Annotated in this window: 11 protein-coding genes; 5 read left to right on the forward strand and 6 right to left on the reverse strand. The window is 69.1% G+C overall.

Annotation, left to right across the window (positions count from 1 at the left end):
• Position 1 precedes the first annotated feature (1 nt).
• Positions 2 to 688 carry an iron-dependent transcriptional repressor DtxR gene (locus ACT89H_RS03035; protein WP_445106909.1) on the reverse strand — a complete coding sequence of 229 codons (687 nt, stop codon included), beginning with the start codon at positions 686 to 688 and terminating at the stop codon, positions 2 to 4.
• A gap of 209 nt (positions 689 to 897) precedes the next feature.
• Between ACT89H_RS03035 and ACT89H_RS03040 the strand changes: the two genes are divergently transcribed.
• The 3 genes from ACT89H_RS03040 (at position 898) to ACT89H_RS03050 (ending at position 5292) form a co-directional block, all read left to right on the forward strand.
• Positions 898 to 2169 (forward strand): acetoin utilization protein AcuC, encoded by a 1272-nt coding sequence (locus ACT89H_RS03040; protein ID WP_445106910.1) that lies wholly within the window; start codon positions 898 to 900, stop codon positions 2167 to 2169.
• Entirely contained in the window at positions 2162 to 4834 is a 2673-nt protein-coding gene (locus tag ACT89H_RS03045) for a bifunctional acetate--CoA ligase family protein/GNAT family N-acetyltransferase (protein WP_445106911.1), read from the forward strand. The genes ACT89H_RS03040 and ACT89H_RS03045 overlap by 8 nt, the downstream gene beginning before the upstream one ends.
• Positions 4835 to 4989: 155 nt before the next feature.
• Entirely contained in the window at positions 4990 to 5292 is a 303-nt protein-coding gene (locus ACT89H_RS03050) for a DUF4333 domain-containing protein (RefSeq protein WP_445106912.1), read from the forward strand.
• 169 nt (positions 5293 to 5461) lie between these two features.
• Here ACT89H_RS03050 and ACT89H_RS03055 read toward each other — a convergent pair whose 3' ends face one another.
• From ACT89H_RS03055 to ACT89H_RS03065, 3 genes are all read right to left on the reverse strand, one after another.
• A complete protein-coding gene (locus tag ACT89H_RS03055) occupies positions 5462 to 6430 on the reverse strand; it encodes a sigma-70 family RNA polymerase sigma factor (protein ID WP_039799182.1) in 969 nt (322 codons plus the stop codon).
• 196 nt (positions 6431 to 6626) lie between these two features.
• Positions 6627 to 8144: a DUF7782 domain-containing protein gene (locus tag ACT89H_RS03060; protein ID WP_445106913.1), complete on the reverse strand. Its 1518-nt coding sequence runs from the start codon at positions 8142 to 8144 to the stop codon at positions 6627 to 6629.
• An 86-nt stretch (positions 8145 to 8230) separates the two neighbouring features.
• On the reverse strand, positions 8231 to 8974 hold the full coding sequence (locus ACT89H_RS03065) for a VOC family protein (protein ID WP_445106914.1): 744 nt from the start codon (positions 8972 to 8974) through the stop codon (positions 8231 to 8233).
• A gap of 190 nt (positions 8975 to 9164) precedes the next feature.
• Here ACT89H_RS03065 and ACT89H_RS03070 point away from each other — a divergent pair, with 190 nt between their 5' ends.
• The gene (locus ACT89H_RS03070; protein ID WP_445106915.1) at positions 9165 to 10457 is read left to right on the forward strand and encodes an MFS transporter; all 1293 of its coding nucleotides are present in this window, start codon (positions 9165 to 9167) and stop codon (positions 10455 to 10457) included.
• A gap of 33 nt (positions 10458 to 10490) precedes the next feature.
• Here the strand turns inward: ACT89H_RS03070 and ACT89H_RS03075 are convergent, their stop codons facing one another.
• The gene (locus ACT89H_RS03075) at positions 10491 to 10844 is read right to left on the reverse strand and encodes a DUF3099 domain-containing protein (RefSeq protein WP_445107345.1); all 354 of its coding nucleotides are present in this window, start codon (positions 10842 to 10844) and stop codon (positions 10491 to 10493) included.
• A gap of 236 nt (positions 10845 to 11080) precedes the next feature.
• On the opposite strand from ACT89H_RS03075, the gene ACT89H_RS03080 reads away from it, so the two are divergent.
• Complete coding sequence (locus ACT89H_RS03080) at positions 11081 to 11317, forward strand: DUF3039 domain-containing protein (protein WP_039799212.1); 237 nt, start codon at positions 11081 to 11083, stop codon at positions 11315 to 11317.
• Positions 11318 to 11326: 9 nt separating this feature from the next.
• Here ACT89H_RS03080 and ACT89H_RS03085 read toward each other — a convergent pair whose 3' ends face one another.
• Entirely contained in the window at positions 11327 to 12355 is a 1029-nt protein-coding gene (locus ACT89H_RS03085; protein WP_445107346.1) for a YihY/virulence factor BrkB family protein, read from the reverse strand.
• Between the last annotated feature and the right edge of the window lie 128 nt (positions 12356 to 12483).

The raw sequence follows: 12483 nt of genomic DNA on the forward strand, positions 1-12483 counted from the left end.
GTCAGGCCAGCTTCACCTGGACGGCGTGCGCCATCTCGTCGGGCAGTTCGAAGCCGTCATGGCCGGGCACGGTGATGATCACCGAACCCTGCTTGGTCTCCACGGTGACGCGGGCGTCGGGCACCACACCAGCCTCGCGCAGCCGGCCGATGACCTCCGGGTCGGTCTGGATGTGCTCGGCCAGCCTGCGCACGACGACGGCATGCTGCCGGCCGTGCGGCAGATCGGACAGGCGCAGCAGCGTCTCGTGGGCGGCGGCGGGGGGGATGATGCCCAGTTCGTCCAAGCCGGGAATGGGGTTGCCGTACGGGGAGGTGGTGGGGTGGTTGAGCACCTCGACCAAGCGGCGCTCGACGTCTTCGCTCATCACGTGCTCCCAGCGACAGGCTTCCGCGTGCACGTTCTGCCAGTCCAGACCGATGATGTCGACGAGCAGCCGTTCGGCCAGCCGGTGCTTGCGCATGACCGCGACGGCCATGCTGCGCCCCTTCTCGGTCAGTTCCAGATGACGGTCGCCCGCGACCAGCAGCAAACCGTCCCGTTCCATGCGCGCGACGGTCTGGCTCACGGTGGGACCACTCTGTTCGAGGCGCTCGGCGATCCGGGCGCGCAGGGGCACCACGCCCTCCTCCTCGAGGTCGTAGATGGTGCGGAGATACATCTCCGTGGTATCGACCAGATCCTTCACCTGTTACCCCTTCGTCGGCCCGAATTCTACCCACGCACGACGGCACCTCCGTGTGCCGGATCGTATTGCTCCACGCTGCGCACGACATCTCCGGCGGCATTGCGGGAACGCGATCGGCGCACGGCAGGCGGCCGTGAGCAGACTTTCTTGTATTTGTACTGCATAGGAACGTTTCGCGGGGTTCCTTGCTTCCCGCTAGCGTTGCGACCATGGCCACTGCACCGCGCGGCGAACATCGAGCGCCGATTTCGCCCGGAACGAGCCGCCCCGGCACTGTCGTCTGGACCGAGCGATTTCTGGATTACCGCTGGACTCCGGAGCACCCGATGCAGCCCGCGCGTCTGAAGTTCACCATGGCGCTGGCGGACAGTCTCGGCTTGCTCGAAGGCATCGACGTGCTCGAACCCGCCGCCGCCGACCGCCAGGAGCTGTTGCGCATCCACACGCCCGACTACCTGGACGCGGTCGAACGCGCCGTGCCGCCGGTGGGTTCGCCGGCCGCCCCGCCCTACGGCCTCGGGTCCCCGGACAACCCGGTCTTTCCGCACATGCACCAGGCCGCGTCCACGATCGTCGGCGGCACCCTCGCCGCGGCCAGGGAGATCGCGGAGGGCCGCACCAAGCGAGCGGTGAGCATCGGCGGTGGCATGCATCACGCGATGGCGGATTCGGCGGCGGGCTTCTGCGTGTACAACGACCCGGCGGTGGCCATCTCCTGGCTGCTGGACCACGGTTTCGACCGGATCGCCTACATCGACGTGGACGTACACCACGGCGATGGCGTGCAACGGGCCTTCTACGCCGATCCTCGGGTCCTGACCATCTCGCTGCACCAGCATCCGGCCACCCTGTGGCCCAACACCGGTTGGCCGGAGGAGACCGGCGTCGGGGCGGCGGAAGGCACGTCGATCAACCTGCCGTTGCTGCCCGGCACCCGGGACGCGCAGTGGCTGCGCGGTTTCCACGCCGTGGTCCCCGGTGCGGTGGCGGCGTTCCGTCCGCAGATCGTGGTCAGCCAGTGCGGGGTGGACAGCCATCGCGAAGACCCGTTGGCCGATATGGAACTCACCGTCGACGGACAGCGCGCGGCCTTCCGCGCCATGCGGGAGCTCGCCGACCGCTATGCCGAAGGACGCTGGCTGGCCGTCGGCGGCGGCGGATACGGGTTGGTTCGGGTGGTCCCGCGGGCCTGGACCCACTTGCTGGCCACCGCGTTGGACCGCATCATCGACCCCGCGACGGCGATTCCGCAGGACTGGATCGACATGGTCGGCGCGGCGGTGCCGCGGGCGGACCCGCCGCGCACCATGGGCGACGGCGGTGATGTCGCCTATCGTCCATGGGACGGCCCCGGCGGTACCGGTGAGACCGGTGACGCGCGGGTCGATCGCGCCCAGCGCGCCGTCGACATGGCCGTGCTGGCCACCCGCCGAGCGACTTTCGGGTTGCTGGGTCTGGACCCGGAGGATCCTCGTGACTGACTTCCCTGATACCGCGGACGCTCCCGCCACCCCGCCCCCGCCGCCGCAGCACTGGTTCGCCGACGTACTCGCCTCCGACGGTGGCGTCGTACGACTGCGCCCGATCACTCCCGACGATGCCGATCGGTTGCAGGAGTTCCACGGCGCGCTGTCGGATCGCACCAGGTATCTGCGGTATTTCGGCCCCTACCCGCGAATCTCGCCCAAGGACATGTATCGCACCACGCATGTCGACTACCACGACCGGGTCGGCCTGGTACTGGAACTGGGCGAGGCGATCGTCGCGGTGGGCCGCTATGAGCTGCTGGAGCGGGACGGGCCGCGGGCGGCGGAGGTCGCGTTCGTAGTCGCCGACGGCCATCAAGGGCGTGGGCTCGGCTCGATTCTGCTCGAGCATCTGGCCGGTGCCGCCGCCGAGAACAAGATCGAGACCTTCGTCGCCGAGGTGCTCGCGGAGAACACCGTGATGGTGACGGTCTTCCGTGACGCCGGCTATCAGGTCGAGCGCAGCCGGGACGGATCGGTCCTGCATCTCGAGTTCGCCATCGACCCGACCGAAGCACTGCTGTCGGTGCGTGATTCGCGCGAACGCGCATCGGAGGCGCGCAGCGTGGGCAATCTGCTCACGCCGCGGTCGGTCGCGGTGATCGGCGCTACCCCCGCGACCGGGCGGGTCGGTGGGGCAGTGCTGGCGAATCTGCTGTCGGGTCTGTTCCAGGGACCGGTATTCCCAGTGAACCCGAACCGCAGATCGGTGCGCGGGGTACGGGCCTACGCGACGGTCCGGGAAATCCCCGACGAGGTCGATCTCGCCGTGGTCGCGGTGCCGCCCGCGGCGATCGGGTCGGTGCTCGACGACTGCATGGCCAAGGGTGTCAAAGGGCTCGTGGTGCTCACCGCGGGTGTCGGCGAGACCGGCGACGGGGGGCCGGTGGCCGATCGCGAACTCGTGGCCGCCGCTCGTGGTCACGGCATGCGCGTGGTCGGGCCGAGCGCGCTCGGCATCGCGAACACCGATCCGGCGGTCGCCATGAACGCGACGCTCGCGCCGGTGTTGCCCGGTCGCGGACGAATCGGGTTCTTCTGCCAGTCCGGGCCGTTGGGCGTGGCCATCCTGGGGGAGGCGGCGGCCCGCAATCTCGGTTTGTCGACGTTCGTGTCGGCCGGTAACCGTGCCGACGTGTCCGGTAACGACCTCCTGCAGTACTGGGACAGCGACCCGGACACCGATGTGGTGCTGCTGTACCTGGAAACCTTCGGCAATCCGCGCAAGTTCTCCCGGATCGCGCGCCGGGTGGCCCGGACCAAGCCGATCGTCGTGGTGAGCAGCGGCCGCTCGGTCGCCCAGCCCGCGGGGGGCATGGATCGTTCGATCGTGCGGGACCTGTTCGCTCAGGCCGGAATCGTCCAGGTCGACTCGATCTCCGAACTGTTCGACTGCGCGGCACTGCTGGGCTATCAACCGTTGCCGCGCGGCTCGCGGCTGACGGTCGTCGGCAACAGCACGGCGCTCAACTGGCTGGCCGTCGACGCGGCCCGGGGGGAGGGCCTCGAGGTCGCCGAGCCGGTCAACCTCGGCCCGCAAGCGACGCCGGCCGCGTATCTGGACGCGCTGGCCGCGGCGCTGCGATCGGACGAGACGGACGCCGTCATCGTCGTCTTCTCGCCTCCGGTGCCGCTGCCGACCGCCGGTTTCGCCGACGCGATCCGGGCGGCGGCGGCCGCTGTGCCCGAGGCGAAGAAGCCGATCCTCACCACGTTCGTCGCCGAGCAAGGAATCCCGAACCTGCTGGCGGTGCGCGGTCCCGGTGCCACGGCGGTGCACGGCTCCATTCCGTCGTATCCGGATCCGGAACGCGCGGCGCGGGCGCTGGCCAGGGTGCGACGCTACGCCGAATGGCGAACCAGGCCGGTCTCGCCGGTGGTGCGCCCGGATGGCATCGACACCGACCGCGCGCGCCAGTTGGTGGCCGATTGGATGGCCGGTTCGGGCGGTCGCAGGCTCACCGATCTGGAGACGGTGGAACTGCTCGGCTGCTATGGCATCTCGGTCGTCGAGTTTCGCGAGGTGCGCAGCGCCGAGGAAGCGGTCGCGGCCGCGGAAGAACTCGGCTATCCGGTCGCGGCCAAGGCGACCGGCGAAGTATGGCGGCGCAGACCGGATCTCACCGGTGTCCGACTGGATTTGTGGCGGCCCGAAGCGGTGCGACAGGGATACGCGGACCTGGCGGAATTGTGCGGTGATCCGGTACTGCACATCCAGAAGATGGCCACCAAGGGCGTCGGCTGCATTCTGCGCGTGCAGGACGACCCATCGTTCGGATCGGTGATCGAATTCGGCCTGTCCGGCCTGATCATCGAGTTGCTCGGCGACCGCGCCTATCGGGCACTGCCATTGACCGCCGACGAGGCGACGGCCCTGATCGACGCGCCACGGGCCGCGCCGTTGCTGTCGGGTACTCCGGCGAGCCCCCGGGTGGACAAAGCGGCCCTCGCGGAACTGGCCCAGCGCATTTCGGCCCTGTTCGACGACCTGCCGGAGATGCGGGAACTGTCCTTCGATCCGGTGCTGGCCTCGCCGACCTCGGCGGAAATCCTCTACGCGCGCGCCCGTATCGGCCCAGAGCCCAGCCGTTTCGACACGGGGCCGCGGCGATTGGGTTGAGCCTCGCCGGACATCCCGGCGAGCTACCCTCCCGCAGCGTGGCGCGGCTGCGACATCGGCTCGCATACGTCATAGGCGAAATGTCCGATAACGGACGATCGCTCCTACCGCGATCTGGACGATGTCACATTCGTCCGAAGAAAGCTCTGCTCGCCATGAAGATCCGCAGTATTGCCCTGTTGTCGCTGCTCGCGGCGGTGCTCACCGCGTGTTCCGTCAGCATCGGCACTCCGAAGGTCAAAGAGGCCGACTTGGAGAAGTCGGTCAAAGACTCGCTCACCGAGAAGGTCGGACAGGAACCCGACGCGATCGATTGCCCCGGCGATCTCACCGGCAAGGAAGGAACCACCATGCGTTGCACGCTCACCGTGGGCGGGGACACGCTCGGTGTGATGCTGACGGTGACCTCCGTCGAGGGCGACACGGTCAAATACGACATCGCGGTAGATCAGGGCTGAGCTGCCCGGAAGGCGTCCGATGAGGGGGGATACGACACCGCCGACCGGCGCGCGCGACCCGGAGGGGAACGGGCACGCGCGCATACCGGTCGGCGCGGGAAGGTGACCCCGGCGGAAGGGTCACCACGTCGAAACGCCGGCGCTGCCTCGAGCGACCGGCGCCGGACGATCAGCTGGCGTAGGCGCGGAGCCGGTCGGCCCGCTCACCCTTGCGCAGCTTCGCCATGACTTCACGCTCGATCTGACGCACCCGCTCGCGGGAGAGTCCGAAGAGCTTGCCGATCTGGTCCAACGTGCGCGGCTGGCCGTCGTCCAGGCCGAACCGCAGCCGGATGACCTGCTGTTCGCGCTCGTCCAGCGTGGCGAGCACACTGCGCACATCGTGGTGCAGCAGACCCGCGATGACCGCGGACTCGGCCGAGGTGGCCTCGGAGTCTTCGATGAAATCGCCCAGCGGGGCCTCTTCGTCGTTGCCGACCGGCATGTCCAGGCTCACCGGGTCGCGGCTGTGGTCGAGCAGATCGGAGATCTTGTCGACCGGGATGCCGGATTCGGTGGCCAGTTCCTCGTCGGTGGCCTCGCGGCCCAGTTGCTGGTGCAGTTCGCGCTTGATCCTGGCCAGCTTGTTCACCTGCTCGACAAGGTGGACGGGCAGGCGGATGGTGCGGCTCTGGTCGGCCATGCCCCGGGTGATGGCCTGCCGGATCCACCAGGTGGCGTAGGTGGAGAATTTGAAGCCCTTGGCGTAGTCGAACTTCTCCATGGCGCGGATCAACCCGAGGTTGCCCTCCTGGATCAGGTCGAGCAGCGGCATGCCGCGGCCGGTGTACCGCTTGGCGAGCGAGACAACAAGGCGCAGGTTGGCTTCGAGCAGATGAGACCGGGCGGCCTGACCGTCGCGCACAATCATCGCGAGATCACGCTTGCGGGATGCCGACAGTCGCTTGCCGGTTTCCAGCAGGTACTGCGCGTAGAGGCCCGCCTCGATGCGCTTGGCCAGCTCGACCTCGTCGGCAGCGGTGAGCAGCGCGGTACGGCCGATCCCGTTCAGGTACACACGTACCAGGTCGGCGGCGGGGCTCTGAGCGTCGAGGTCCGAATCGCTGGTGCGCACACGAGTGGTGGCGGGGCTTGTCATGACTTGCCTCCTGTCGGTGGTGTCTCACTCCGATAAACGGACCCGACAGGGAGAAAGTTCCCCGTTACGGCTGGCATAAACTGCTCTGAGCAGCGGTTTTCGCCCTTCTCGTCTGAGAAGTTCCTGAGAAGCGCCGCAGCGCGGGGACAATCTCCCGGCCAGGACCTGCACCGGCCGGCGCGCGGCTGCGGTTGCTTCACACGGGTTTGATCAATCCGTGCCGTACCAGGTCGGTGACCACGGACAACGCGTCGGCGGCGAACTCGGCGCCCACCTCCGCGGATCCATGGGCGAGCGCCAGCAGTTCGATCAGCTCGTACAACGGCAAGCCGTCGGCCTGCATTCCCGCCAGCAGCGAGATCGTCACCTCATCCACTTCGTGCTGCCAGCGAGGGCCGTCGCCGCGATGTAATCGCGCCACTTCGGGCACCCATCCGTCGGCGCCGTGCAGGTACACCCGCTCCAGCGCGGTCGCCGGGTCCACGACGAAACGTGAAGACCACGCGAGCTTTTCGTCACCGGCGACCGCTCGCAACCAGGCCGAGCGCTCGAAGTGCCGGATGGCCTCCGCGCCGAGCGGATCGTCGAAGCCGTGGGTGAGGTCCTCGGCGAGCAGTTCGGTCGGCCCGTCGATGGCGCGCAGGTAGACGAACCCGAACCCGATCCCGGCCACGTCCGCGGCCTCGAAGGCGTCCAGCCAGCGCTCCGCGCGCGCCTGCGCGGCGGGATCGCGTGGGTCCGCGCCCGCGTCACGCAACCAGGTGCCCACATAGAGTGCCGGGTCGGCGACGTCACGTTGCACCACCCAGGCGTCCACACCGTGCGCGGGCAACCAGGACGAGACACGCCCGCGCCAGTCCTCGTCGTCTACGTGGACCCATGCGGCGAGCATCGCGGCGGTGCCGCCCGGGGCGAGCAGATCGGCGGCCTGTGAGATGACCAGTTCGCTGGCACCGTCGAGTGCGAGCCCGGAATCGCGATATGTGTGCTCGACACGTCCCGGACCCACCACGAACGGCGGATTGGCCACCACCTGGTCGAAGCGCCGTCCGCGCACCGGTTCGAACCAGGAACCCTCCAGCAGTTCGATGTCCAGCTCGTTGAGCGCCGCGGTGGCCTCGGCCAGCCACAACGCGCGGGGATTGACATCGGTGGCGGTCACGCGGCGCGCGTAGGAGGTGGCGTGCACCGCCTGCACACCGCATCCGGTGCCGAGGTCGAGGACCGTGCCGACCGACCCCGTGGGTGTGGCGCGCAGCAACGAGAGGGAGGCGTGGCCGACGCCGAGGACGTGATCCTCGGTCAGCGTCCGCCGGCGCATCGAGTCGTCGAGGTCGGACAGGACCCACCGCGTGCCCGCGCCCGCGTCCAGCGGCCGCAGGTCGAGCGCCGCCCGCACCTCGTCGCCGTCGCGGTCCAGCAGGCCCGCCGCGACCGCGCGATCCATCTCCACGGGCGCCAGCGCCGCGGCCACCTCCCGCTCGGGCAGCGCGTCGCCGAGCAGCAACAGGCGGATGAGGGTGCCCAGCTCGCCGGCCGCGCGGGCCGCACGGCGTACCGGTACCGGCTCTGACCGCCCCAGCGCCGCGTGCGCGTCGCCGAGCACCTCGAGCAGGGTGTCTGCGTCGTAGCCCACCCGGGTGAGCGCGGTCCGCAGATCCGGGCACAGCGCGGTGAGCAGTGATCCGGTGGTCGTCGATCGGTTCGTAGACACACCGGTACTCTGCCACCGCGGCCATCGGACGCCGATCAGGCGCCCTCTGTCACCGCACCGCGATGCTCCCCGGACCCGCCGCGTGGTCAGACGCCGCTGGGATCGCGTCCGGTGACGCAGTACAGCGCGTCGCCGGGATCGCTCAGGACGATCCAGTGTTCGTGGCGTTCCAGCACGGTCGCGCCGAGCGACTCGTGCCAGGCGGCGGTGGCGTCGACATCACTCGCGGCCAGATCGACATGCGCGCTGGTGGTGCGGTTCTCACCGAGGCGCTGCAGCAGCAGTTGCGCGGGCAACTGCCGTTCCTCGGAGCGCAGCCGGGCGAACTCCGGCCGCCTGCCGGGGTGATGGGTCCAGCCGGTCAGCAGCTTCCAGAAGCGGGTCTCGATCTCGTGGTCGTCGGGGCCGATATCGAGGCACACCTGGTCCAGGCGCGACAGTGTGCCGTCCGGAGCTCGTACGGCGGGCGCGGGCGTGCTCGTCGCGCGGCCGCTGGGGGTCAGGCAGAACGTCTGGCCGCCGGGGGAGCGCAGTACGGCGTAATCGGTGTGGTTGGCGACCAGCTCCGCCCCGAGGTCGAGCGCGGTGCGCACACCGGAGGGGATGTCGTCGACATCCAGGTCCAGGTGGACGCCGCCGAGGCCGGTCACCGCTTGCATCTTGACGCTCGCCGCGGCGAACAACGCCGGGTCCGGCAACAAGGTGAGGAACTCGTCGTTCGCGCCGCGCCGAGGGGAGAGTTCGGTGCCGGTGACCGTGGACCAGAACTTCGCGCAGTCGTCGAAACGCTGTGCCGGGCGGTCCAGGAAGACCCAGATCCACCGAATCATGTGCACTCCTGTCTTGTCGCCCGCAACAAACCGTGGCCGGTGATCGTGGTGCGTGAGGCTTTCTGCGACCCTAGGTACCCGTGCCCACCTTGTCGAGAAAATACCGGCGCCGCCGCGTTTGGCGCGAATTTGATGGTATGTGGCATTTCAGCCACTCGTTGCGTGGACATGGTTCGGGCAGGCTCATCGGGTGACCGAACTGCAGACGCCTCCTGTTTCCCTGGCTGTCGCGCCGCGCCGGCGCTGGCATCCGGCATGGCTGGTCGCCGGCGCGGGTTTCATCGCCCTGCTGGGCGCGGCCGGGTTCCGCTCCGTGCCCAGCGTGCTGCTGGACCCGTTGCACGAGGAGTTCGGCTGGTCGCACGGCACCATCGCAACAGCTGTCTCACTGAATCTGCTGCTGTACGGATTGATCTCGCCGTTCGCCGCCGCGCTGATGGATCGCTTCGGCATCCGCAGAGTGGTGTGCTGTGCGCTGCTGCTCGTCGCTGCGGGCAGCGGGCTGACAGTGTTCATGTCCCGGCCGTGGCACCTGGTGCTGACCTGGGGTCTGCTGGTGGGTGTCGGCGTCGGGTCGATGTCGATGCCGTTCGTCGCCACGATCACCGGCCGGTGGTTCGTGCGGCAGCGCGGTCTGGTCACCGGCGTGCTCACCGCGGCGGGTGCGACCGGACAGCTGGTCTTCCTGCCGCTGGTTTCGGCGCTGGCGCACGCCCATGGCTGGCGGCTGCCCTCGCTGATCGTCGCGGGCGCGGCGCTGGCCGTGGCGCCGTTGGTGCTGCTGTTCATCCGGGACTATCCGAGCGACCTCGGCGTGCGGGCCTACGGCGCCGGGCCGGACAGCACGGCCGGCCTGCGCGTACCCGCCCCCGGTGGGGCGTCGCGGGCGCTCACGGTGCTGGGCGCGGTCGCCCGCCGTCCCGGATTCTGGTTGCTCGCAGGCGGTTTCGCGGTGTGCGGCGCGTCTACCAACGGGCTGGTCGGTACCCATTTCGTCAGCGCCGCGCACGACCACGGCATGCCGCCGACCACCGCGGCGAGCCTGCTGGCCGTCGTCGGCGTCTTCGACGTGGCGGGCACCATCGCCTCGGGCTGGCTGACCGACCGGATCGATCCGCGCCATCTGTTGCTCGGCTACTACACGCTGCGCGGTCTGTCGCTGCTGATCCTGCCCGCCCTGCTGGGGCCGGGCACGCAGCCGAGCCTGTGGGTGTTCATCGTCTTCTACGGCTTGGACTGGGTGGCCACGGTGCCGCCGACAGTCGTATTGTGCCGCGAGCTGTTCGGCGCCGACGGTCCGGTCGCGTTCGGCTGGGTGTTCGCCTCGCATCAGATCGGTTCGGCGGTGGCGGCCACCGGCGCGGGTGTCATTCGTGACCTCCAGGGCAGCTACGACCTCGCCTGGTATCTGGCGGGCGCGCTGTGCGGCGCCGCTGCCGTGATGTCGGCGGTCATCCGCAGGGCCCCGGCAGCGGCGCCGTGACCTGCCGGCGGTGAGTCGCTCTTCCCGGCGGGCTCAGTTGTCGATGGCGTTGTGCGGACGCGACTCGATGGCAGTGCGCGGACGGTCCCACCGGCTGGGCTCGTCTTTGCGGCGGGGCGGACGATCGTTGGCGATCAGCACAGCGATCCACGGGAGCGGAATCGACGCGACGATGATCAGGATGGACAGCAGCGGGTTGCCGAACGCGCTGTAGGCGATCGCGGCGAGGACCAGGCACGGTATGCGGAACGCCATGATGATGGTGTACCTGCGCACCCGGGCCCGGTGTTGGTCCTCCAGCGAGGGCGCCGCCTCGGTGATCAACGCGGGGTGCTTGTCGTCACTGCCTGGGAAGTATCCGGGGGAACGGCGGGGCTGCGTCGGCATCGTCACGTCAGGGTGCTCTTCGCGGTCGCGGCCGTCGGCGGATGGGGAATCGCCGTTCTGCTGCATACTTCGAGTCTTCCACTCTGGTCCGCCCGCGCACAGACCGAGGTCGAATTTCCATTCCTCGACGGTGGGCTCCGATGCGATACCGAGGTCGGCTTCCGATCCGGAATCGTGGTCACTGAGGTGGCACCGTGGTCAGCGGGATCGGCGCGCGATGCGGCATCATGGAGTGCGTGAGCACCGACACCATGGTTCGCCCGGATACGACGACCGACGAGACGACGGGCGACGACACCCCGAAGTTCTTCCACTACGTGAAGAAGGACAAGATCGCCGAGAGCGCCGTGCTGGGCACCCACGTGGTCGCGCTGTGCGGAGAGGTCTTCCCGGTGACCCGCTCGCCCAAGCCGGGCTCTCCGGTGTGCCCGGAGTGCAAGAAGGTCTACGACGGCCTACGCAAGGGCGACTGAGGCGACGATCTACTCGCTGGACGAGGATCGCGCCGCGCGCAGGTCGAGCACGGCGCGTGGGCCGTCGGAGCCCGCGTCGTCCGGGCCCGCCGCGGTCTCGTCCCGATCTGCGGTGTCCGCGTCGGTTCCGCTCTCGCCGCGCACCTGATTGGCGATCCACTCCTTCACCTGTTCCATGCGTGTCGCGCGGGCGGGCCAGAACTCCTGCACCGCCGCGTTGAACTCCGCGCCCAGGATCACCGCGAAGCCCAAGAAGAATGTGAACAGCAGAAACGCGATCGGCGTCGCCAGCGCGCCGTAGGTGACGCCGGTGCGGCTCACCCACGCCAGGTAGCGGCGCAGCACTTCGCTGGCCGCCATGAAGAACACGCCGGCCACCAATGCCCCGCCGAAGAGCCGGTGCCAGGGCAACGAGGTGTGCAGGGCCAGCTTGTACAGGGTGGTGAGCCCGACGATCAGCAGCAGGCCGACGCCCGGGTAGTAGAAGAAATCCAGCAGTTGCAGTCCGGTCGCCCGCCAAGCAGTGGGTAGCACCCGCCCGATCAGCGTCGGCCCGAGCGCCACCAGCGGCAGGATGAACACCGACGCTGCCAGGAACAGTACGTACAGCAGCAGCGCGAAGATGCGCTGCCACACCGGGTGCCGTGCGTCCTGCTGGCCGTGGGCCTCCACGATCGAGTCGACGAAGGTGGCCATCGCCGACGATCCCGCCCACAGCGACAGGACGAAACCCACCGACACCACCGCGCCGCGCCCGCGTCCGAGGACGTCCTGCACCGTGGGCTCGATGAGGTCGGTCACCACGTTCGCGCTGAACAGTTCCCGGCTGAACGTGATGATCTTGGACTCGACGATCTGCACCGTGTCCGGGCCGAACCATCCGCCCACGTAACCGAGGCTGCCGAGCAGGCCGAGCAACAGCGGCGCCAGCGAGAGCGTCTGCCAGAACGCCGCCGCGGCCGACTTGGCGAAGATGGAATCGGTCCAGGCCTTCTCCGCCACCCGCACGGCCAGCGTCGCGGCCCGCCTGCTCACCATCGCGGTCCGCGCTAACGTGCGGTCGGCCCAGGTAGGCGGGCGCACGGCGGCAGCGCGGGTCGACGGTGCGTCGGTCCGCGGCTGATCGCCGGGGATGGCGTGCTGCTCGGTCATGGTGTCTACAGCAT

The sequence above is a fragment of the Nocardia aegles genome, from assembly GCF_052545135.1.

Coding starts and splice junctions, on each gene's coding strand:
- ACT89H_RS03040 (WP_445106910.1), top strand. CDS start 898: ATGGCCACTGCACCGCGCGGCGAACATCGAGCGCCGATTTCGCCCGGA.
- ACT89H_RS03050 (WP_445106912.1), top strand. CDS start 4,990: ATGAAGATCCGCAGTATTGCCCTGTTGTCGCTGCTCGCGGCGGTGCTC.
- ACT89H_RS03055 (WP_039799182.1), bottom strand. CDS start 6,430: ATGACAAGCCCCGCCACCACTCGTGTGCGCACCAGCGATTCGGACCTC.
- ACT89H_RS03065 (WP_445106914.1), bottom strand. CDS start 8,974: ATGATTCGGTGGATCTGGGTCTTCCTGGACCGCCCGGCACAGCGTTTC.
- ACT89H_RS03075 (WP_445107345.1), bottom strand. CDS start 10,844: ATGCCGACGCAGCCCCGCCGTTCCCCCGGATACTTCCCAGGCAGTGAC.
- ACT89H_RS03085 (WP_445107346.1), bottom strand. CDS start 12,355: ATGGTGAGCAGGCGGGCCGCGACGCTGGCCGTGCGGGTGGCGGAGAAG.